The 21,325-nt window shown below is 67.3% G+C and carries 14 protein-coding genes; 6 read left to right on the forward strand and 8 right to left on the reverse strand.

What is annotated here, in order from left to right:
- Positions 1–6: 6 nt before the first annotated feature.
- Genes KA712_10620 through KA712_10650 form a run of 7 tightly spaced genes read right to left on the reverse strand, consistent with a single transcriptional unit; the run spans position 7 to position 11,321 of the window.
- On the reverse strand, positions 7–4,674 hold the full coding sequence (locus KA712_10620; protein ID MCG5053401.1) for a translocation/assembly module TamB domain-containing protein: 4,668 nt from the start codon (positions 4,672–4,674) through the stop codon (positions 7–9).
- Complete coding sequence (locus KA712_10625; GenBank protein ID MCG5053402.1) at positions 4,671–6,746, reverse strand: BamA/TamA family outer membrane protein; 2,076 nt, start codon at positions 6,744–6,746, stop codon at positions 4,671–4,673. The genes KA712_10620 and KA712_10625 overlap by 4 nt, the downstream gene beginning before the upstream one ends.
- The gene (locus KA712_10630; protein ID MCG5053403.1) at positions 6,733–7,452 is read right to left on the reverse strand and encodes a methyltransferase; all 720 of its coding nucleotides are present in this window, start codon (positions 7,450–7,452) and stop codon (positions 6,733–6,735) included. Before KA712_10630 ends, KA712_10625 begins: the two co-directional genes overlap by 14 nt.
- Positions 7,449–8,573, reverse strand: a complete 1,125-nt coding sequence (locus KA712_10635; GenBank protein MCG5053404.1) for a type III polyketide synthase — start codon at positions 8,571–8,573, stop codon at positions 7,449–7,451. Before KA712_10635 ends, KA712_10630 begins: the two co-directional genes overlap by 4 nt.
- Complete coding sequence (locus tag KA712_10640; GenBank protein ID MCG5053405.1) at positions 8,570–9,739, reverse strand: NAD(P)/FAD-dependent oxidoreductase; 1,170 nt, start codon at positions 9,737–9,739, stop codon at positions 8,570–8,572. The genes KA712_10635 and KA712_10640 overlap by 4 nt, the downstream gene beginning before the upstream one ends.
- Positions 9,736–10,020, reverse strand: coding sequence for an acyl carrier protein (locus KA712_10645; GenBank protein MCG5053406.1), 285 nt, complete (start codon positions 10,018–10,020; stop codon positions 9,736–9,738). Before KA712_10645 ends, KA712_10640 begins: the two co-directional genes overlap by 4 nt.
- A complete protein-coding gene (locus tag KA712_10650) occupies positions 10,017–11,321 on the reverse strand; it encodes a beta-ketoacyl-[acyl-carrier-protein] synthase family protein (GenBank protein MCG5053407.1) in 1,305 nt (434 codons plus the stop codon). The genes KA712_10645 and KA712_10650 overlap by 4 nt, the downstream gene beginning before the upstream one ends.
- 113 nt (positions 11,322–11,434) lie before the next feature.
- On the opposite strand from KA712_10650, the gene KA712_10655 reads away from it, so the two are divergent.
- The 4 genes from KA712_10655 (at position 11,435) to KA712_10670 (ending at position 16,570) form a co-directional block, all read left to right on the forward strand.
- Positions 11,435–13,228, forward strand: coding sequence for a glycoside hydrolase family 15 protein (locus KA712_10655; GenBank protein MCG5053408.1), 1,794 nt, complete (start codon positions 11,435–11,437; stop codon positions 13,226–13,228).
- A gap of 96 nt (positions 13,229–13,324) precedes the next feature.
- Positions 13,325–14,575 (forward strand): hypothetical protein, encoded by a 1,251-nt coding sequence (locus tag KA712_10660; GenBank protein ID MCG5053409.1) that lies wholly within the window; start codon positions 13,325–13,327, stop codon positions 14,573–14,575.
- A gap of 56 nt (positions 14,576–14,631) precedes the next feature.
- A complete protein-coding gene (locus KA712_10665) occupies positions 14,632–15,423 on the forward strand; it encodes a methyltransferase domain-containing protein (GenBank protein MCG5053410.1) in 792 nt (263 codons plus the stop codon).
- 43 nt (positions 15,424–15,466) lie between these two features.
- On the forward strand, positions 15,467–16,570 hold the full coding sequence (locus KA712_10670; GenBank protein MCG5053411.1) for a quinone-dependent dihydroorotate dehydrogenase: 1,104 nt from the start codon (positions 15,467–15,469) through the stop codon (positions 16,568–16,570).
- Here KA712_10670 and KA712_10675 read toward each other — a convergent pair.
- Entirely contained in the window at positions 16,567–18,315 is a 1,749-nt protein-coding gene (locus KA712_10675) for a hypothetical protein (GenBank protein ID MCG5053412.1), read from the reverse strand. The genes KA712_10670 and KA712_10675 overlap by 4 nt on opposite strands.
- A gap of 372 nt (positions 18,316–18,687) precedes the next feature.
- Between KA712_10675 and KA712_10680 the strand changes: the two genes are divergently transcribed.
- Together KA712_10680 and KA712_10685 are read left to right on the forward strand one after the other, a co-directional pair.
- A complete protein-coding gene (locus KA712_10680) occupies positions 18,688–19,326 on the forward strand; it encodes a hypothetical protein (GenBank protein ID MCG5053413.1) in 639 nt (212 codons plus the stop codon).
- A 126-nt stretch (positions 19,327–19,452) separates the two neighbouring features.
- The gene (locus KA712_10685; protein MCG5053414.1) at positions 19,453–21,309 is read left to right on the forward strand and encodes a DUF1588 domain-containing protein; all 1,857 of its coding nucleotides are present in this window, start codon (positions 19,453–19,455) and stop codon (positions 21,307–21,309) included.
- The last annotated feature ends 16 nt before the right edge of the window (positions 21,310–21,325 follow it).

The raw sequence follows: 21,325 nt of genomic DNA on the forward strand, positions 1-21,325 counted from the left end.
GTCTCGTCAGTAGCGCCGCTGCCAGATGAGGTCGGCCGAGCCAGAGCCTGCGTCTCCGTACTCACCCTCGAAGCTCCAGCGGTTTGTGATTTGGTATTCCAGGTGAACGGCGTTGACGTTCTCGTAGCGCCAGGGGTCTGCGGCCAGTCTGCGGACGTACCCCACGTAAAAATCATCCGTGATGTACGAGCCGGCTTCAATCGCGGTGGCGCTGATGGATAGCACGTCGATCGGCAGATTCTTGAGCGCCGTCTTCTGAAGCTGGGCCGCCAGCAGCCCTCCCACCACCGAGGCCGCCTGGGCGGCCCGGTCGGGCGACGCGGCGCCGCCCTGGGCGGGGTTGAGGCGGCCGGTGATGATGAGGGTCATGATCTCGGATTGCCCCAGCTCGGGTTCGGAACGAAACGCCAGCTCCAGGTCCTCCGGGGTGCCCTCGAGCGAGACGGAGATCCGATAGTCCTGGTTGGCCGTCTTGACGGCGTGCTCGAAGGTCACGTCGAGCCGAGGCTGATCCACGGGGCCCGTGAAGCGGATCGTGTTGTCACCCTCTTGGACATCGAAGCGCTTGCCGAACACGGACGCGTAGCCCCGGCGCAAGCGCACGGTGCCAAACACCTTCGTCTCACCATCGGCCACGATCTGGAAATCGTCGTCGAGTCCCAGCTCGATGTTACCTTCGGGGGCGTACACCCAGAGGTTGCGCGGCGCCTTGACGTGCACGATCACCGGCATGCGCGCGGGGCGGATGGGCTCCTCGGTGGGGCGCGCCTCGCGGTTTTCGTCGGCCGTGGGTGTGGGGGGCGGCTCCTGCCGGTTTTGGGCAGACAGCTTGCGCGCTTCCTCCTCGTCGAGGGGCTGCCCGTCACGCATGAGCACCACGTCGGCAGGGCGCTCGAGGGGCTGCAGGGGCTTGGGTGTTTTGCCTTCCAAATACGTCTTCGCCTCGGAGATGGTGAGCGGGTCGATGACGAACCCCGTGGCGTCCAGTTGTCCGCGGGCCTCGGCGCGCAAGGAGAGCTCTCCCAGCTTGCGTTGGGGGGTCTGCAGGGGAAACCGGTCCAGCGCCACGTTGCCCTCGACCGCCAGTCCGTCCCCACCGCGCCGGCGCGCCTCGAACGTCACCACCCCGTCCCCGGCGCCGCTGCGGAAGCGCAGGGGATCGAGCCGCAACATGTCCTCCGTGGCGTCGAGCTTCATACCGATACCGTCGAAGCGACCCACCTCGACCACGTCGACGGCGCCCTGGCTCAGCTCGAGCCGCCCCGCGAAGTCTGGGCGATCCAGCGTGCCCTCGAACGCAAGGCGGCCCTCGAGCGTGCCCTCGAGCCCGCGGATTGTCTGAGAGAGCCCGTCGAAGGCCGTCAACGAAAAGCGCCGCGCCTGCACCTCGAGGGCGAGGGGAATCTGCGCGGGGTCGAAGCCGGGCGCCGTCGCCTGGGGCCAGGTGAGCCTCTCGAGGGCGCGTGCCGACACCTCGAGAACGCCACCTGCCGCGGCGTCGATGACCAGTCTGAGGCGCGGGCGGGCCTCTTCGTAGGCAAGCACCAGGTCGGCGTTCCCCAAGCCGCCCGCGCCGGACCGCATGTCGCGCGCGAGGATCTCGAGCTCGGCCTTTGGGGCTTGCAGTGTGCCGTGCGCGTCGAGCCGGGCCCGTAGGCGTCCCGTGAGTGCAGGGGCGCCGGAGCGTGAGGGCACAAGGTGCTGCACGCGCAGGGGTCCGAGCTCGGCCTTCACGGAAAACGGGCTCCGCTGCCAGGCCTCGCTCGCCCACGGCTCTTGCAGCGGGGCGGACATCCACGCGTCGAGAGCGAGCAGCTTGCGCCGTTCGTTCCCCTCACCCTGCTGCGAGACCTCAGCCTTGGCCTCGAGGCGTTCGGGCGCGAGGGCCACGGCGAGCACCGCATCCGTGGAGGGCCATGCGCTCGTGTGCGCGCCGGCGATCGCGAGCTTGATGTCGCCCTGGGGGGCCCTCATCGGTCCCGCGACGTCGGCGTCGAGGTCCACGAGCCCCCCCAGGTCCAAAGGCCCGTTTTGTGGCGCGATCTGCCGCATCACCTCCGCCACCCGTGCGAGGTCCAGCTGGTGAATGGCCGCGATGAGGTGAAGCGGTCCCTGGGTGAGGTCTGCCTGCAGCCTCGACGCGTTTCCTCGCCCCAGATCGGTCACATGCGCGCGGGTCTCGAGGGCGAGGTGGACGCTGCGGGCGAGGGGCGTGTCCGAGAGGGAGACCGTGGCGTTGAGTGGTTTTTGGGGGCCGTCCCTGAGCCTGATGAGCAGGTCGCCGACTTTCATTTTTGCGAGCGCGAGGTTCTGCACATTCACATCGAGGCTGAGGGTGGGCGTGCCCGCGCGTCCGTGCAGATCCAGGTCCAGGTCCAGGCGTCCCTGGGGCGCGCCCGGCAGGCTCACGCCGACCTCAGCGAGGGCTGCAGACAAGGAGGGTACCTGGGCTTCGAGGCGGACGTCGGTCGAGGCCGCGAGGGGCCAAGGCCAGGAGGCGGGCACATCGAAGCTGCCCGCGAGGCGAGCGCCTGCCCCCTCGACCTCGAGCGCGCCGCGGGCGCGCCGCTGCGCATGGGTTACGCCGAGTGAGCCGGTCAACGGGCCGTAGACCCCGAAGCGTGCGCCCTGCATCTGCAGCACGAGGCGTCCGCGGGGGCGGGGCCAATGCCCTTGGGCCCGAAGCCCCAGCGACACCGTGCCCGAGGCCCCAACGTCGGGCCCGAGCCACGGTGCGAGCGCCGCGAGCTCAAACGCGTTGACGCTCACCTCGGCGTTCACGAACGGCCCCGCGAGGTGAAGCTCGTCCACGGCGATCCGCTGGGCGCCGGCAAGAAGCGCGAGGCCCTCGACGTGCAGGGCCTCGCCAAAGGCAATCACCGCGGGATGCGCGCTCGTCCAGGTGGTGCCTGGCAGGCGCAACATGAAAGTGTCGAGGCGAACGCTTTCGCCGGGCCTTTGCCACGTGAGGTCCAACGCGAGCTGCGCGTTCACGGGCGTTGCGACGCGGGCCTTCACGCTCAGCCCCTGCGCGTCCCGCGGCGCGAGGTCGAGACGGATGCCGGAAAACACGCGCCCGCCCACCGCGAGCCGCCGGGCCGAGGCGTGCAGCGCGGGCGTCCACAGCGAAAACGGCCCGGCATCGCCGCCGTCGAGGCGCAGATCCCGCACGTCGAGATCTTGGAATCTCAGCCGGGAAAAGCGCCCCTCGAGCTCTGTGCGCAGGCGCGCGGGGGTGCCAGATACCACGAGGCGCAGACGTCCCTGCCCCGCAAGAGGCGGGGCCCTCCGACCCGCGAGCGCCGCCAGACGCGCAACCTGCTCCAGACTGCGCAGCTCGAGCTCGAGCGCCAGCGCTCCCGAGGGTGCAGACGCGCCCACAGCTTCGACATGCCCGTGGGCGCGCAGGTCGAGCCCCGGCAACGTCGCGGTGAGCTCCTGCACTTCGATGCGGCCGTCCTCTGCCGTGGCGTTCAAACGCACCGGGCCCGTAGGCTGACCCGCCACGCGGCCCGGGGCGAGCGTCAGCGCAAGCTTCGCCTGCAGGTGAGCGAGATCCTTGCCGTGCCCCTCGGCCGCGACACGCCCTTCGAGCTGCGTCGGAACCGCCCCGCGCACGATCTGTGACAGGTCCAACGGCCCGGCCGTGACGGTGACACGGGCCCGCGGCCCCGCGGTCGAGCCCGTGCCCGTGAGCGCGACACGGCCGCCAGGCGTGTGCAGCTGCACGTCGGCGTCGACCTCGACGCCCCCCGCGGCGTGTTCCGTGGGCGCGGCCTCGACCGTGCCCGTGAGCGTCAGCGGTGTGAGGAGGGGGCTTTGAGGCACGAAGGCCCGCGCCACCGCGGACCCCCACGTCACGCGCGCGAGCTCTAGCCGTGCGCGAGGGCGCTCGAGGTCCGGGACGAACGTGCCCTTCACCGCGAGGCCGCTGTCTGCAAGCGTCACCTCCAGCGCCAGGTCGTGGGGGGCGTTCCGCAAGGACCCGTTCGTTTGCGCGCGGGCCGTCGACGCCTCGAGGGTCAACGGCGCCGCGAGGGGCTCCTTCACCTGGGCTGCGGCACGGAGCGCGAACGCGAGCGGGCCCCCGGGCCAGGTGAGGTCGGCGCGGCCGCGTACATCCAGGGCCGTCATACGCACCCGGGAAGGTGAGGCGTGGGGGTGCAAGGAGAGCAGGCGCCCGTCTTCGATCCGGAAGCTCTTCACCTGCACCCGCAGGGGGTCCTGCGCGGAGCCCTCAGGTGAAGCTTCCGAAGGCGTTTGTGGCTTCTGGGCCTTTGGGGCAAACACCTCGGCGAGGTTCGTGCCCTCTTCGTCGAAGCGCAACGTGAGGCGTGGCTTTTCGAGCGCGAGTTCCGCAAGGTGAACCTCTCCTGCCAAAAGAGGACCAAGCCGGGGGTGTACGATGACGCGTGCGATATGCGCGACCTCTTGCCCGTGGGCCTCGGTGAGGCGCACGTTCTCGAAGACGAAGCGCAGGCCTTCACGGTGGATGTGTCCGATGTCCACCGCACCGGCGATCGTTTCGTTGAAGCGGGACAAGACCCACGGGCGCAGACGGTTGAGGCCGAAGTCGGAGAGCGCCACCACGAGCCCTGCGCCGATCAGCAAGGCAAGACCCCCAAGGCCGATGAGCGGCACCTTCCACCAAAGCCCTCGAGAGCGGCCCTTCAAAACGCCTCCCCGATCGAAAGGTGAAACTGGCAGAGCCCATCCCGCAGCAAGACCTCACCCGGGCCGGCGCTGCCTCCCCCGAAGCCGAAGCAACTCGTGTTCTCGACGAAGCGGGGCACACCGCCGGGCAAAGTGGCCGCCAGGTCCACGTCCCGCTGGGCGCCGGGAAAGCGCCGCGCGAGATCCAGGCGAATCGCCCCCACCGGTGTCAAAAAGCGGACCCCGAAGCCCACGGCATGAAAGAGGCTGTCGAAGACGTTCGAGGCCCACGAGTCGCGCGTCACGGCCCCCACGTCGTAAAAGGCCGCGAGCAGGGTCGAGCTGCCCACGCCGAGCCGGCTCTCGAGGTTGCCCACCGCCAGGCCGTTGCCTCCCACCGAGAGCGTTTGCAGCGCCTGCGGGCTGCGCTCGGCGTTGGTCGGCAGCACGGCCGCAAGCGGCGAGAGACGCCGGTACCCAAAGCCACGCATCGACATGCCTCCGCCGGCGTAGAGGCGCTGCAGGATGGGCGTATCGTCCGCGTCACCGGACGCTGGCAGCAGTGAGCCTGCCTGCGCACGGGCCGCCAGCGTGAGCGGACCGAAGGACACGTAGCCGCGCACGTCAGCCAACACGCGCAGATACGTGTACGTGCCCGCCAGGGGGCCGCCGGCTTCTTGAAGTGCGAAGTCCAGATACACGCCTCGCCGGGGTGCAAGCGGGTCGTCACGGCGATCGAAGGTGAGCCGCTGGGTGAGATAAGAAAGCCACAACACGCAGCGGTCGCGTCCTTCCGGGCAGCCGAGGATTGTGCCTGCGAAGAGGGGCGGGATTTCGCTCAGCGTTTCGAGCTGCGTGACGTCCAGGGTGTACCCCAACGTCAGCCGCAGATCCGAGCGCAGCTGCCAAATGACCTCGGGACCGGCCCGCGTGGACAGCGCGGTGAACGCTTCCTGCATCTGCCGCTCGGCCTCGGCGCGCAGGGCCAGTTTCCAGGCGGGTGCCCCAAAAAGACGCGGCTGTTCGAAGTCTGCGTTCACGCGGGCGATGGGACCATTGCGCGCGGCGGGGTCTGCGGTGCCGCCCACGTTGGCAAAGATGTCGGGCAGGAACGCCCAGCCCACGAGGGCCCGCAAGCGCAGCAGTCTCAGGCCGCCGCGAAAGTTCGCATCGGACCAGGAGGCGAGCAGGCGCACTTCGTTGCGCACCTGATCGAAGCCCGCACCGCCGCCCAAACGCAGATGGTGAAACGGGGCCGTGGCGGTGCGGACCCTCAAGGGCAGGCGCCCCGTCTTGGGGTCAGGGGCTCCCGCCTCCACTTCGGCCCGCGAAAACACGCCCATCGCAAATACGCGTTTTTGCGCTTCGTCCAGCGCTTCCGGCGTGACGAGCGCGCCTTCAGGCGCGGCCAAACGCACCTGCTCGCGGATCCATGAGCCGGTGATCGGCCCCCGAAGCTGCTCGAGCTCGATGTCACCAAAGTGATAGACCGGTCCCGGGCGCAGCCACACGCGGGCGTCCACGTGGTTGCGGTCGAGGTGCACCAGGGCTAGCCCGTTCACCGAGGCCTGGGCGTGGCCCAACCGGCGCAGGCGCTCCTCGAGTTGCTCTTTCGTTTCCGCCCATCGCGCCTCGACGAAGGGTTTGCCTTCCGCGAGGGGCAGGCGTTTCACCAGCTTCTTGCGCGCCTCGATGTCCAGCGCGTCCGTGCCCTCGATGACCAGCGGCAGGGTGGTGGCGCGGGGCCCTTCGTCCACGTGTACCTTCAGCTCCACGGTGGCCGAGGCGTCCCGCGCCGTCTTGGGAGACACCTGCGTAGCTGTGACCTTGGCGTGATAAAAGCCGCGGCTCGCGTAGAGCCGCTCGATCCGTTTCCGATCCTTCTGCCAGGTTACAGGATCGAAATGCTTGGCCGTGGCAAAGGGCCACCAGCCGGTGGACTCGGTGACGATCTTCTCTTCGATGGTCCCGTCGGATATCGCGTCATTGCCCTCGATGGCCAGCGATGTGATGAGCGGGCCGCGTGCGGGCCGCTCGGCATGGCTGCAGCCCCAGGCCAAGAGCAGCAGCGCCGAGGCATTACGGAGCGCCACCCGGCGACACCAAAAAAACGCGGCCCGGAAAGAGCGTGCCCACCTGGGTCTGGGAGGGCAGTCCGGCGTGCGCAGCGATGGTGCGCAGCTCTTCGGGGAGGAACCCCTTGCGGATGGACAGGCGGCCGTCGTGGTAGGCGAAGCTCTTCCGAAACAGCGCCGCAGCCAGTACGGTGTACGAAGCATAGGCGAAGCGGGACCGGTGCAAGTCGTTGACCAAGAGGCGCCTGCGGCAGGCTTTCTGCATCGTCACGAGCACCTCGCCCACCTCGTTGGGGGCCACGTGATGGAGCACGTGATTGCAGAACACGTAGTCGGGCCGCAGCGATGCGAGCTCTGTGAGCGGCACGTCCGCCACCTGCACGCCGGGAGCCCGCTCGAGCCGCCCGCGCGCGGCGGCAAGCGCACGCGCATCGCTGTCGACCCCCGTGAGCGCGAGAGAAAGTCCGCGGCGCTGCGCCTCGGCGGCGAGCCACGCGAGCACGTCGCCGCCGCCACACCCCACCTCGACCACGTGCGCCGCGTGGCCCGGCGTCGCGACGTCATCGAGCACGTAGCGGACGAGCAGCGCTTTCATCCGTGACAGCGTGGCGTTGATGAACGCCAGATCCCGGTAGGTGCGGCTGAGCGTCTCCGCGTCGCAGTGCGGATCGTCCATCAGCTCGGGCACGAAGAGGCGCTCCGCAAAGTTTGGCCCGAAGATCACGAGATCGCTCCCGGGTGATGCAGCAGCGCTGACTCGAGCGTGAGACCCGGCCCAAAACCGCAGGCGTACACGAAGCCCGGTTCGCGCCGGCGGCGGATCTGGTCGAGCAGGAAAAAGATCGTGGAGGAGCTCATGTTGCCGTGACCCGCGAGAACATCGCGCGACACCTGCACGTGTCGTTCGTCGAGACCGAGGGCCTTGCACGCCTTTTCGAGGATCGCAGGCCCACCGGGATGAATGGCCCAGTGGGCGATTTCGTCCCGGGACACTTGCCGTTCATCGAGCAGGGCGGCGAACGCGCTTGGCAGATGCTTGTGCAACAAAAACGGCACCCGGGGAGACAGCGTCATGTCGAACCCGTGGTCACCAATGTGCCAGGTCATGTCCTCTTCGCCACCCGGCAGGAGGAAAGACGCTTCGCCACAGAGCGAAAGCGGCTGGCGACCAAGCGGCCCGTGCGCGTGGCCTCCGACCAGCGCCGCCGCCACGCCATCGGCGAACAAGCTGTTCGCCACAAGGGTGTCGGGGTCGGGACGAAAGTGCACGTGCAGCGTGCAAAGCTCCACGTGCACCACCAAAACGAGCGCGCTGGGATCGGCCTGGCAGAGTGCGCGCGCCAGCTTGAGTGTGGAAAAGCCCGCGTAGCATCCCATGAAGCCCACGTGGGTGCGCGCCACGCGCGGTGAAAGGCCCAACGCGCGGACCAGGTGAATGTCGAAACCTGGTGCCGAAAACCCCGTGCAGCTGGCAGTGACGAGGTGGGTGACCCGTGAACGCCAGGCGGTGTCCCCTTCGACCAACCGGGACGCCGCGGCCAGCGACAGTTCGTTCGCCGCCTCCACGAAAAGGCGGTTGCGCTGGCCCGTGCCCGGCTCGGGGCGGAAGTTGGTCGCGCGACCAAAAAAAGTACGGGCTTCGGCAGGGCAGCTGTAGTCCGCGAGCACCGTGTGACGTTGGGCGATGCCCGAGGCGTCGAGCAATCGCGCCAGGAAGGAAAGCGCCTCGGGCTCTTCCGCGAACACCTGCTGCGCCACCGTTTGGGCCTGCGCCCGTGTGCACACGTGCGGCGGAACGGCGGTGGCCACGTCCAGCAGGTGAACGGCAGGGCGAGACGACGTCATACCCACGCCTCCTGGCCTGTTGTCGCGACGGGCGCGGGCAGCCGGGTGGCGCGCGCGACCCAGACGGCGAGGCGAGGCGCGTGGGCAAGGGCGCGCAAAGCCACGGCGGCAAAGAGCGGCTTCTGGAAGGCGCTGTGCAGCAGCATGGCCCTTCGTTGCACCGCCCGCGCCAGCGGCCGGGCGAAAGCGGCATGGCGCGCGGCCGCAGCGGCCGGCTCTGGTGATTCGTAGAGGCAGCGCGCCGCGAGGGCCCCCGAGGCAAGAGCAAAGGAAATGCCCGTACCTGTAAACGAAGGCAACACCGCAAACTGATCTCCCACGGCGAGCAGGCCGGGGGCCAGAGGGCGGGCCGGCGCGCAGTGGCCGTAGGGTAGATTCGCCACGGTGGCCGGGCGGGCCCAGTCTGCCGTGGCTTCGTCGAGGAGGAGCGACAAGAGGGGCAGCTCGGGCGCCAGCGCTTGGAGCAAGCTCAGATCGCGCAGGCCGAAGCGGCGGCCCACGTGGGCTCTCACGAGCAGGCTCACCGTCGCGGCATCGTTCCCCGTCCGGGCGATGCCCCCGTAGCCACCCTCGAAAAAGAACAACCCCATGGTGTGGTCGAGCGTGGCACGCACACGTGGCGACAGGCGGGAAAAATCCATCTTGTAGCCGACCAACGTCTCGTCGCCGGTGCCGGCGCGCGGGTTGAATGCAGAGAGCGCGTGTTTGCCGGTCGCCAAAACAAGCCCCGTGGTGTGCAGGTCGCCTTGGTTCGTGCGTAGCTGAAACCCAGGGCGAGTGAGCGCGATGTCCCGCACGGTCACGCCGCGTTCGATGTGTGCGCCCGCGCGTCCTGCCTCCTCCAGAAGCCATCCATCGAGCTTCGCCCGCGCCACGCTGCGGGCCTCGAAAGGCAAGGCCACCTCCACCTGGCGCCCCGCTGCCATCAAAACCACCCGCGTCAGCGAGACTGCTTCGGCGCGGGCCCAGGGAAAGCCCACGCGATCCAGCCGCTGCACGGCTTCGGGAGAGAGAAACTCGCCGCACACCTTGACCCCCGCTTCGGTCGTGCGCTCGAGCAGCCGAATGCTTCGCCCTCGCCTCGCCAAAAGCAGGGCCGCGAGCGCCCCGGCAGGGCCCCCGCCCACCACCACGGTGGGCGTTACGCCCGGCACGTCGGGCGTCACGGTGCCGCAGACCCCGCCACCGGTCGGGCGGCACTGGCGTGCTGGGTGAGCACGAAATTCACCACGTCGCCCACGGTCTTGAAGCCAGCCGCAGCGTCTTGGGGGATGCTGACGTCCATGGCCTCCTCCAGCTCGAAGAGAAGTTCGAGCGCCGCGAATGAATCGAGCCCCAGCCCTTCCCGCAGCAAAGTGTCTTCGGAGACGACTTGGTCGGACGCGCTCTGTTCGGTCACCTTTTCGAGGGCGCGCTTCATTTCGTCGATGATGCGATCTTTGGTCATGTTTGTCCGCTCGCTTGCGAGGCATCGTTTCTGGACGCCCCAACCGGTACCTTCGTGTTTGATGCGTGGCCAAAGACAAGTGCCACGTTGATGTTGCCGAAACCAAAGGCGTTGGAGAGCGCATACTCGCCGTCGTTCCGCCGGCTTTCGCCGCGGACCACGTCGACCGGGCAATCGGCCGCAGGGGCTTCGCAGTTGGCGCTCGGCGGGATCCGCCCCTGCGCCAAGCTCAAGCTGGTCACGATGGCCTCGAACGCGCCTGCTGCGCCCAGTGCATGACCGGTCACGGGCTTCACCGAGGAGATGGGTACGGCGGCGCCCCGCGCGCCGAACACCAGGTGCATCGCGCGGCTCTCGGCTGCGTCGTTTTCGCGCGTGCCCGTACCGTGAGCATTGACGTAGCCGACGTGCTCGGGTGATACGCCCGCGTCGCGCAGCGCGCGTTTCATCGCCGAAGCCGCGTCTTGGCCGTCGGGCCGAACGGATACGGGGTGATGGGCCCCTAGCGATTGTCCGAAACCACACAGCCGTGCGTAGATGGGCGCGCCGCGGGCCCGCGCGTGACCTTCTTCTTCCAGAACCAAGGCGCCGGCGCCTTCGCCGAGCACGAAGCCATCCCGGCGCTCATCGAAAGGTTTCGCTGCCGTTTCAGGCGCACCTGCTCCTTTGGCAAGGACACCCAAGAGTGAAAAGGCCGTTACGGTGAACCGCGTGAGCGGGGCCTCTGCACCGCCCGCCAGCATCAGGTCCGCTTCGTCGTTTTCGATGGCCCGCATCGCAAGCCCCACAGCGTGAGCCCCCGAGGTGCAGGCGCTGCTCACGACGAAACCAGGGCCCGCGAACCCAAAAGGAAGCGCAACCTCGTTCACGAGGGCCGTGGCCGAGATACGCGGAACGCTGTGCGGGTGCAGGCGCGCGTCCATGTTGCGCATCAGCTTCCACATCTGTTCTTCCTGAAACATCAGCCCACCGAGCCCCGAGCCAAAGATCACGCCGGCACGCTCACGATCCAAGGCGGCGGACGCGCGGGCGAGTCCGGCGTCGTTCATGGCCTGGCGGGCTGCTACGGCCGCAAAGCGTGTGACCCGGTCTGTCTTTCGGACGCCCCACGTCTGGCAAGCCGCTTCCAGCGCGTCATCAGGAACGCGCGCCAGGAATGGAACGGGGCAGGGGGCCCCCTCGAGGTCGTCGAGACGCTCGATCGCCGGGCGCCCCGTTACGATGTTGTGCCAGAACGACGGTACGTCCTGCCCCGCCGCGCTCACGACGCCAAGCCCGGTGACGACAACGCGCCTTCCCATGAAGGGTGCTCTTAGCACGCAGCTGCCTTCACCGCCCCGTACCGATGTACGACGTCACGTCGATCGTCTGTCAGACTCTCAAGACGCCAACGCGTGGGCCTGGGGGGGAAGACATGGGATTGCGGATTGAAGACTACGCGCTCATCGGTGACTGTCAGAGCGCGGCTTTGGTGGGGATCGATGGTTCGATCGACTGGTTGTGCTTCCCGCGTTTTGATGCGGGGGCTTGCTTCGCGGCGCTCTTGGGCACGGCCGAGAACGGCCGCTGGCGGGTGGCACCTTCCGCACCCGTGAGGAAGGTTTCGCGCCGCTATCGCGACAGCAGCCTCGTGCTCGAGACCACGTTCGAAACGGACGAGGGCACCGTCACGGTGATCGATTTCATGCCTCCGCGGGATCGCGAGCCCAACCTCGTCAGGATGATCCGGGGCGACCGGGGCGCGGTCGACATGCACATGGAGCTGGTGATTCGCTTCGACTACGGTCAAGTCGTGCCGTGGGTCCGAAGGGTTGAGGGCGGCATCCGGGCGGTGGGGGGACCCGATACGCTGTACTGCCTCGGCGACGTGCCGATGGTGGGAGAAGATTTGCACACGGTCAGCACGTTTCGCGTGCAGGCGGGCGAGACGAAATGCCTGTCACTCGTTTATGCACCCACCCACGAACCCTGCGAGCCGCGGCCCGATCCGCACACGAGCCTCGACGAGGCCGAGAGCTTCTGGGCCGAGTGGACGGGCCGGTGCACGTACCAGGGGCCCTGGCGCGAAGCCGTGATCCGCTCGCTCATCACACTCAAGGCGATGACGTACGCCCCGAGCGGCGGGTTGGTCGCCTCCGTCACCAGCAGCTTGCCCGAGCAGATCGGTGGCTCGCGCAACTGGGACTATCGCTACTGCTGGCTTCGCGACGCCACGTTCACACTCTACGCGCTCATCAGTGGGGGCTATGTCGATGAAGCGGCCGCCTGGCGCAAGTGGCTGATCAATGCAGTCGCGGGCAGCCCGGACAAGATTCAGATCATGTACGGGGTGGCGGGCGAGCGGCGCCTGTCCGAGCACGAGCTGCCGTGGCTGGCGGGCTACCGGGGCTCGGTGCCGGTGCGGATGGGCAACGCGGCTCACGAGCAGCATCAGCTCGACGTCTACGGCGAGGTCATGGATGCGCTTCATCTCGCGCGTCGGGCTGGCATCAGTCCCGACGAGAACGCGTGGCGTGTGCAAAGGGGCCTCATCGACTTTCTCGAGCGTGATTGGCGAAAGCCCGACGAAGGCATTTGGGAGGTGCGGGGGCCGCGCCGGCAGTTCACACATTCGAAGGTCATGGCCTGGGTGGCCTTCGATCGGGCCATCAAGGCCGTGGAGCGTTCGGGCCAAAAGGGTCCCAGCGAGCGCTGGAAGGTGACGCGGGCCGAGATCCGTGCGCAGGTGCTCGAGGAAGGCTTCAACAGCACCCTTAACACCTTTACGCAGTTTTACGGTGGGCATGAGGCGGACGCGAGCTTGTTGATGATTCCCCTCGTGGGCTTTTTACCGGCCTCCGATCCGCGGATGGTGGGTACGGTGGCTTATATCCAGAAGCATCTCGACCGCAACGGCTTCGTGGCCAGGTACGACGCGGGGCCGGAGATCGACGGCATGCCCGCGGGTGAGGGCGCGTTTTTGCTTTGTTCTTTCTGGTTGGCAGACAACCTCGTGCTGCAAGGGCGGCACGACGAGGCGCAAGCCCTCTTCGAAAAGTTGTTGGCGTTGCGCAACGACGTGGGACTGCTTGCAGAGGAGTACGACGTTCACCAAGGCCACTTCCTTGGCAACTTCCCCCAGGCTTTTTCTCACGTGGGGCTCATCAACACGGCGCTCAACCTGGCCAACCATGGTCCGGCCCGGGAGCGGGCGGAAGCGTCCCCGTAAACGCGCGGGCCGCATGCCCCCACGTCCCCGACGCAGGTTGGCGGCAAATCACCGGAAGAGCAGCCCACGAGGGCACGGTCAGGCATACTGGCCTTCGTGGATCCTCAGTCTCCTTCGCCCTCGTCGTCCTCCGCACCCACGCCGCGCAAGCGTTTGGGGCTTGCTTCGCCCTTGTCGGCTCTGTTGGGCCTCATCCTGGGCGCCACGGGCGGCTTCGTGGTCTTCGCGGACCTTCGCGCGCTGGGTGTGCCTTCCGGGCAAGCGCTGGGCGCGGGGGGCGTTTCGTGGCTGGTGTTGCCGCTCGTATGGCACGTGTTCGCCGAACGCAAGCGCACCACCGACCTGAAGCTGCCGTGGCGGGCGCGCACGCGCCTCGTGCTCCGCTCTGTGGGCGTCAACGCCTTGGTGCTGCTCGTGGCTTTCGCGAGCCTTGGGCCCCAGGGCGTGTGGGCGAACGCCCGCGCGGCGTTTCCCCCCACGTTTGGCCCCGCCACGCCCCCGGGCACCGCGCCCGACGCACCGGTAGCCCCGCCGCCTGCGCCTGTCGCCGATGCGCCCGAAGCCCACGAACTCGAGACCTTCGTACCCTCCGACGCGACGTGGGTCGTGGGCATCGCCGGCTCGGCGGCCTTGCAGCAGCTCGTGTCGCCCACGGCAGGGGACACGGAAGAAAAGCTCGCGGCCATGCACAAGTGCCACATCCAACTCGAGCGCGCCCAGGTGTTGATCGCGGGCAGGGGGGCATCGCGCCTGGCGGTCGCGCGTGCCCCCGGGCTCTCCGATGAAGGCAATCTCTACTGCCTGGTGGGGGCTCTTGGCAGTGAGCATTTCCAGCTGAAATTCGAGCCCCAGGGCAGCGTGTCCCGCTTCACGGTCACGGGCCTCGTGCCGAGTGAGACGCTCACGTTCACAAACGTGGGGCAAGACACCGTTTTCATGGTGGCTGACGATTGGAGCGAGGCCGTCGAGCAGCGCAGGAGCAAACAGAGCGCGCGTGTGGACCAGGGCCCGCTCGGGCAGCCTTTGGCCCGGGTGGATCGCCACGCGGCGCTGTGGGCGGTCAGCGTGACGCGCACGCCACAAGGCCCCTGGGACTTGTCGGCGCAGGCGCGCTTCGAGGGCCCCCGCTTCAACCTGCAGGCCACCTCGGTCCCTCCCGCAGGGCCGGGCGAGATGGCTGAAGCTCGGCTCACCGTGCCGCTGGCATTCGCGCGCGCGCTTCCCGATGGCGCCCTCACGTCGGGGGCGGTGGGCTTGGTGCAGGCCGTGGCTGCCACGGGAGCGGCCCTGCCTGTGCCCCCGCAGGCGGCTCCTGCCCAGAACTCGGTGCGTCCCTCGCCCGAGTGAAAGCTCACGCGGGAGGCCCTTTTCCGTGGCCGCCCCTTTCGCTATCGTGCGCGGCGATGTCCCTCGCCTTCGCGTGTCGCTTGCCTGTCGTGCTCTGCTTAGCGGTGTTGTCGGCCTGCGCCGGCCCTCGCCGGAACCTCACGCAGCTTGCCGAGCCCGAGGGCCCGGCCCCCGACTATGCCGCTCTCGTGGCGGCCGCTGATCGCACGGAGGCCGATCGCAAGCTGGACGAAGAGCGTCGTCCCGTGGAGCTGCTTGCGTTCGTGGGTGTTCGCACCGGGTGGCGTGTGGCGGAGCTTGGGGCTGGATCGGGCTACACCACGGAGCTCCTGGCGCGCGCGGTGGGACCTACGGGGCGTGTTTATGCCCAAAACCCTGCCATCGTGGTCGACAAGTACGTGAAGGACCTGTGGCCCGAGCGGCTGGCCAGGCCCATCAACGCTGCCGTGGTGCGCGTGGATCAGGAATTTGATACGCCGCTTCCCGAAGAGGCGCGCAAGCTCGACGCCGTGGTGATGAATTTATTTTATCACGACCTTTACTGGTTCGGGACGGACCGCAAAGCCATGAACGAGGCCATCTTCAGCGCGCTCAAGCCCGGAGGTGTTTTCGTGATCATCGATCACAGCGCGGCCCGGGGCGCGGGCACCACCGAGGTCAAGCGCCTGCATCGCGTCGAGGAAGCGGTGGTCATCGAGGACGTGAAGGCGGCGGGCTTTACGCTGGTGGACGAGGGCCAGTTCCTCCGCAACCCGGACGACGCGCGGGACTGGATGGTCTTTACCGAGGGCAAGCGGGGCCATACCGACAGGTTCGTCTTGAAGTTCGCGCGGCCTCTGGTCCGCTGACGCGACCCTGGCCGGGGGCCAGCTGCTACTATGCGGGCGCTTCATGTACCGCCTCTTCTTCAATGTGGTCCTGCGTCGTTTGCCCACGGAGACCGTTCACCACTTGGCGTTCGGTGCCTTGCGGGTCTTGATGGGTTTTCCCGTGCTGGGTTGGCTGCTCCGCCGTGCCCTGATGCCCACCGATCCGGCGCTGCGTGTACGGACTTTGGGTCTCACGTTTCCGAGCCCCATCGGCCTGGCGGCCGGGTTCGATAAAGACGCTCTGGGGCCCGATGCCCTGGCGGCGCTGGGCTTCGGCTTCGTGGAGGTGGGCACGCTTACGGGGCAGGCACAATCCGGAAACCCCCAGCCCCGGCTCTTCCGGTTGCCGGCTGACCGTGCGCTCGTCAACCGCATGGGCTTCAACAACGGGGGGGCCCTCGCCGCGCGGGAGCGTTTGGTCCGTCCGCATCGGGGCATCGTGGGGGGCAACATCGGCAAAACGAAGGTGGTGCCCGAAGACGAGGCCGCGGGCGATTACGTCGTCAGCGCCAGCGCGTTGGCCGAGGTGGTCGACTATCTCGTGGTGAACGTGAGCTCACCGAACACGCCGGGGCTTCGCAACCTTCAGGCGGTGGAAAAGCTCGCGCCTCTTTTGCGCGCCGTTCGTGAGGGCCTGGACCGGGCCCATCCGCGCCGACGGGTGCCGTTGCTGGTGAAGATCGCCCCCGATCTCGCCGACACCGACGTGGATGCCGTGGCCGACATGGCGCTCGCACTGGGGCTCGACGGCATCATCGCCACCAACACCACCATCTCGCGCACGGGGCTCGCAACGCCGGCCTCCGACGTCGAGGCGATCGGGGCAGGGGGCCTTTCGGGTGCGCCCGTGAAGGCCCGCGCGCTCGAGGTGTTGCGTCGCCTTGCCGCCCGCGTGGGGGATCGCCTGGTGTTGGTGGCCGTAGGCGGTATCGAGTCCGTGGATGACGTATGGGCGCGCCTCGAGGCGGGGGCTCGCCTGGTGCAGCTTTACACGGGCTTCGTCTACGAGGGTCCCTTGCTGCCTGCGCGCCTCAACCGTCAGCTGGCCAAACGCTTGCGTGAGGCTGGGCTCGATTCGGTGGAGGCGCTGTCACGCCGCGGGGTGAACGCGGAGCTTCCAGGCTAGTTCGCGGGGATGACTGAGGAGAGTTCGATGTGGGCGACCTCGTTGGTCGGCAGGACGAATCGCAGCGTGGTGGAGCTTTCGCCGAAAAACACGTCGCCGGTTGCGCACACACTTGGGGGGCTGGTCTCGTTGGGGGGGCGGGTGCCGTTCACATCCTTTTCGCCATCGAGCTGTCTGTTCGTGCTGACACATTCGTACTCCCGAATCCCTCCGCCGCTCGTGAAGAAAAAGATCGCTCCCACCGATGGCTTGCCGAGCTCGGGGTTGTGCCAGTCACGCCACTCGAACAAAGCCACACGGTGAGACACGCCCTTCCCGCGACGGGTGATGAGGGGGGTGCCGCGACCACAAAGGCCGTAGCCAACATCTAATTGATTCACATAAAAGACCTTGCCCGTGGCCGATTCACGGCAAAAAGCCCAGGCGTCGTCTTTGTTCGCCAAGGTTTCCACGCCTTCAAGCAGCGGCACTTGGTGAAAGGCTTCGGGAGTCTCCCCCGGGCGTGGCTTCGGTAGCTGCACGGGCCCTGTGGGGTGGTCGATCCGCAAGCGGCGGATCTTCTTTTGGCCTTTTTCCGGCCAATAGACAAACGCATCGTCGTAGGCGATTTGGTCAGAGGTCAGTGGACCCAGCGACACGAAGCACTGGCCCGTGACGTCCATGGCTTGCGCGAACGTTGCGGGAGTGTTGTCGTGCCAAATGAGCGTTCTGCCGCCCACGAGGCCGAGAACGCTGGGGCCGAAATCGCCCTGCTTCAAGCGCGTGACGGTCCCCGTGTCGGAAACGCGCCAGATCCCGCCGCGATCGCCGCCATCCCTGTCTTTCCCGATGACGAAGACATTGCCATCGAGCACGTGGATCCCAGACAAGAAGACACCGCCTAGCGTGGCTACCGTTTCCAGCTGAGCGTTTCGCAAACGAAAGACGCTGTTGTCGCCGGAGATGTTGCTCGAGGCGATATATACGCGGTCGGAGTTGGCGCTCGCCTGCGGAACGAAGAGCTGGCCCCCGGCGGGAGCGTTTTGGGCTTCGCGTACCGCGGGCGCGCCGTTCAACGGCAGCCTGTAAAGATCACGTCGAGAAAGAACATAAGCGTCTTTCGCATTGGCGCCCAGACTCGCAACCGCTCCTGCCACGCGGAAGAGCTCTTTGGCTTCCCCTGCCGAGGAGATCAGGTAAACGACGTCGGAGTAAACGCTGGGTGCGAACGAAACGATGTTTCTCGTCGACACGACGACTCCGGCCTGGGTTGGCGATAGCTCGAAAATTCTCACACCGACGTGGTCTGGCAGAGGCGCAGCCTTCCAGATGACCTGGGGAGGTTGGCTTCCGTCTTTGGGCGCGGAGACGACCTCGGCCGCCGTGAAGTTCAGCCAGTACAGGCGATCACCGAACGCCGTGAGACGGGACGGAAGGTAGTCCAAGGTCAAGACATCCTCGGCTCCGCAGATGGTTTGGGAACAGGAAGTGCTTTCGTAGGCGTCCCACCAACATCCGGTGCGCGGTGACACCGCTGGTTCACCACCTGCCTGCCCAGCTTGGCCACTTGCTTGACTCCCGCCGCCTCCAGGCAGGCCCCCGGCGCCCCCCGCGGGCGAGGGCAGCGCGCCGGGGGCGCCCGCTCCCGCGTCCTCCGCCGATGGGGCATTCGGTGCCCTGGTGGGCGCGCCCTCGCTACAGCCCGTCGCCCACACGAGGAGCAAGCACGAAAAACCGTGCGTTTTCTGGATTTCAGAGTTGGTCATGTTCTTCCCCAGCCGGTGTTTCGTGCCGGGCCTACGCCAGCACGCATGACCTGTGGTGGCTTCGTTCGATACGGGTCAATCTTTCGAGATGCCCAAGGGCCGGCACGGCGGCCCCCAGCGCGCCGGGGCTCCTCCCTCGGGCGCCCGTCTCACTCCGGCGTGGACTGAACGCGCGGACCTCTCCTGCTGACTTCCCCCACCAGCGCGATGCACGGCTCACGACGGCGCTGAAAAGTCTTCATCCCATGTAATTCCTGCCGTTTATCCAGGATCTCCTGCCTGTGGTCCAGGATTCTCTTGGCGCAGGGCGCTCCTCGGCTGTCTCATGGAGGGCGGTCGCGGACTGCCGCGCCCAAAAAGGAGCTGTTCCTCATGTCACAGGCACTGCGTTACCTCTCGTTGTGTGTCGTTGGCCTTGCGCTCGCCCTCGTGAGCGGGCTTGTCCTCCCCGGCTGTGGGGGAACCACTTTCGTCGATGACGACGGCGCGCCCCGCGGGGGCCAGGGAGGAGGCGGTGGTACGGGCGGGGGTAGCGGGGGCGGGGGAGGCACCGGTGGTGGCGGCGGCACCGGCGGGGGAGGCACCGGTGGTGGCGGCGGCACCGGCGGAGGAGGCACAGGTGGCGGTGGCAGCGTCGACGTTCAGGCGCGAGAGGTCACTAACTGCGAGGCCTGGAAGACCGTGGGCGAGGTGGAGGAGAAGCTCTTCAAGAAGAAGTGCTCGAACGGTTGTCACGGGCGAAATTCACCCGATGGCGACTTCACCTTCATGCAAGGGCAGTCCTGGGGCCCTGGCTTCGTGGGCAAGGCCTCCACGAAAGGGTGCGCCGGTGAGGCGATCATCGACAAAGCATCTCCAGAACAAAGCTTGCTGTATCGCCTGGTCCTGGATTCGCCATCGTGTCTCGATGCGGCAGCCAAAAAGCCGAACCGCATGCCCCTCGGCACCCCCCTTCTCGAGGCCGAAAAGGGCTGTGTGCTTGGGTACATCAAGGCCGTGTCTGCTGATTAGGGCCGCCCTGAAACAATCCGGGCCCCAGCCGCCACTCAAGCTAGGTTCGACCTTTTCACGCGCGCCGCACGGCTCTCCCTGTGCGGGGCATTCATTGTGCCCTCCGCCACGGAGTTACCGTTTCCCATGCGCCATCTCGCCGTTCTCGTGGCCATCGCCTCGTCGCTCTCGCTGCCCTTGATGGGCTGTGCAGGCACCGTGTCCGACGACCCCGACCGCGATAACGAGACACCCCGCGGCGGGGGCCCCGGCGGCGGGGGAAGCGTTGGGGGCATGGGTGGCGGTATGGGGACCGCAGGGGCCGGTGGCAACGAGTTGGGAGAAGGCGGCGCTCAGGGCGGCGCCCCGAACGTGGGGGGGGCGACGGGACAACCCCAAGCCCCCCATGATGACCTGGCCGCAAAAACGGGCTTTGTCTGTGACCCGAAGAAGGCGCCCGCGGGTCGGCCCCGGCTGTGGCTGCTGTCGGACAAGCAGTACGCGAACACCTTGGCGACACTCTTCAAAAACCAGCGGCTGCAGCCGGGCAACGGCGGCCTTCCCACCGGTTTTTTGAACGGCGTGCCTCTGCCGTTCACGTTCAAGAACTCGGCAGATCGCTTCAGTACGCGGGCGCTTTCGTACACCCTGGCAGAGGATGAACTGCGGGATGCCATGCAGGCGGCGACAACGCTTGCCCCCCGCATCGTGGACGATTGGGCGAAGCGTACGTGCCTGAAGCAGGCGAATGCAGATGCGGCCATGTGCCTCGGCGAGAGGGTCAAGTTCGCGGCTCCGATTCTGTTCGGGCGTCCGCCGACCCTTGAGGAAGAGACTCACTTCGTCCAGCTGGGCGTATCGCTCTCCGCAGACCTGGGGCTCAAGGGAGCCGTCGCGACGGTCCTGCGTGCCATGTTGATGGCGCCTCAGTTTTTGTACCGAACGGAGCTTGGCGAGCCGACAGGTGACGGAGCCAGTCGACGCTTGACGAATTACGAAGTGGCATCGGCCGTCGCGTACGGGCTGACCGATGCTCCGCCCGACCGGGAGTTATGGGAAGCCGCTGCCGCGGGCGCACTCACGGACCCGGTGGTCATCAAGGGCCACGTGGCCAGATTGGCGGCCGGGCTTTCCAAGCGGGGCCCGGTGGCAGCCTTTTTCCGGCAGTACTACCAGTATCCCCAGACCTCCCGCATTCAGCGCCCCGACAAGGGATACAACGCGCTGATGATGATCTACGACACCGACGCCTTCATCGGTGCCATGCTGGACAGGCACGGAGAGAACGGCTTCCTTTCCGCGTTGTTGACATCGCCTCTGGTGTTCGCAACCAAGTGGACCGCCTCCCTTTACGGTTTGACGACGACCCCGGCGGAACGTATCGCCCTCGAAACGACGCCGTCACCTCGATTTGGCATCTTGACCCAGCCGAGCTGGCTCTCCTCGTTTGCGCAGGTCGAGCGGACCGACCCCATTCGACGTGGGCGCTTCATTCGCGAAAGCATGTTGTGCCAACACATCCCTGAAGTTCAGATCGAAGACCTACCCACCATCCCTGAAGATCCAGGTCGCACGCAGAGAGAAAAGCTGGAGATTCATCGCTCGGGCGTAGGCTGCGCTTCGTGCCACTCGCTGATGGACCCCATGGGCTTGGTCTTCGAGGGCTTCGGATACATCGGCGAAAATCGGGCGATGGAGGCGGGTCGCCCGGTCGACACCACGGGAGAGCTCGTGGGAAGCGCTGACCAGGACGGCCCCGTAAGCGGGCCTGCCGACCTCACCGCGCGCCTTGCCGCTTCGGTGACCGCGCGGGAGTGCTTCGTCAGCCACAACTTCGAGTACTGGATGGGGCGCCCCGCCTCTCCAGGAGACGAATGTACCTTGCAGGCAGCGGACACCGCGTTCGCTCAAGAGCAAAGCTACGTGAAACTCTTGCAGGCCCTGTTTTCGTCAGATTCGTTCCTGCTTCGGCGTCCCTGGGAAGAGTCAGGGGAAAGTCCCTGACCGCCTGCACGGCTCC

The organism is Myxococcales bacterium (assembly GCA_022184915.1).
Taxonomy (GTDB): domain Bacteria; phylum Myxococcota_A; class Polyangia; order Fen-1088; family Fen-1088; genus JAGTJU01.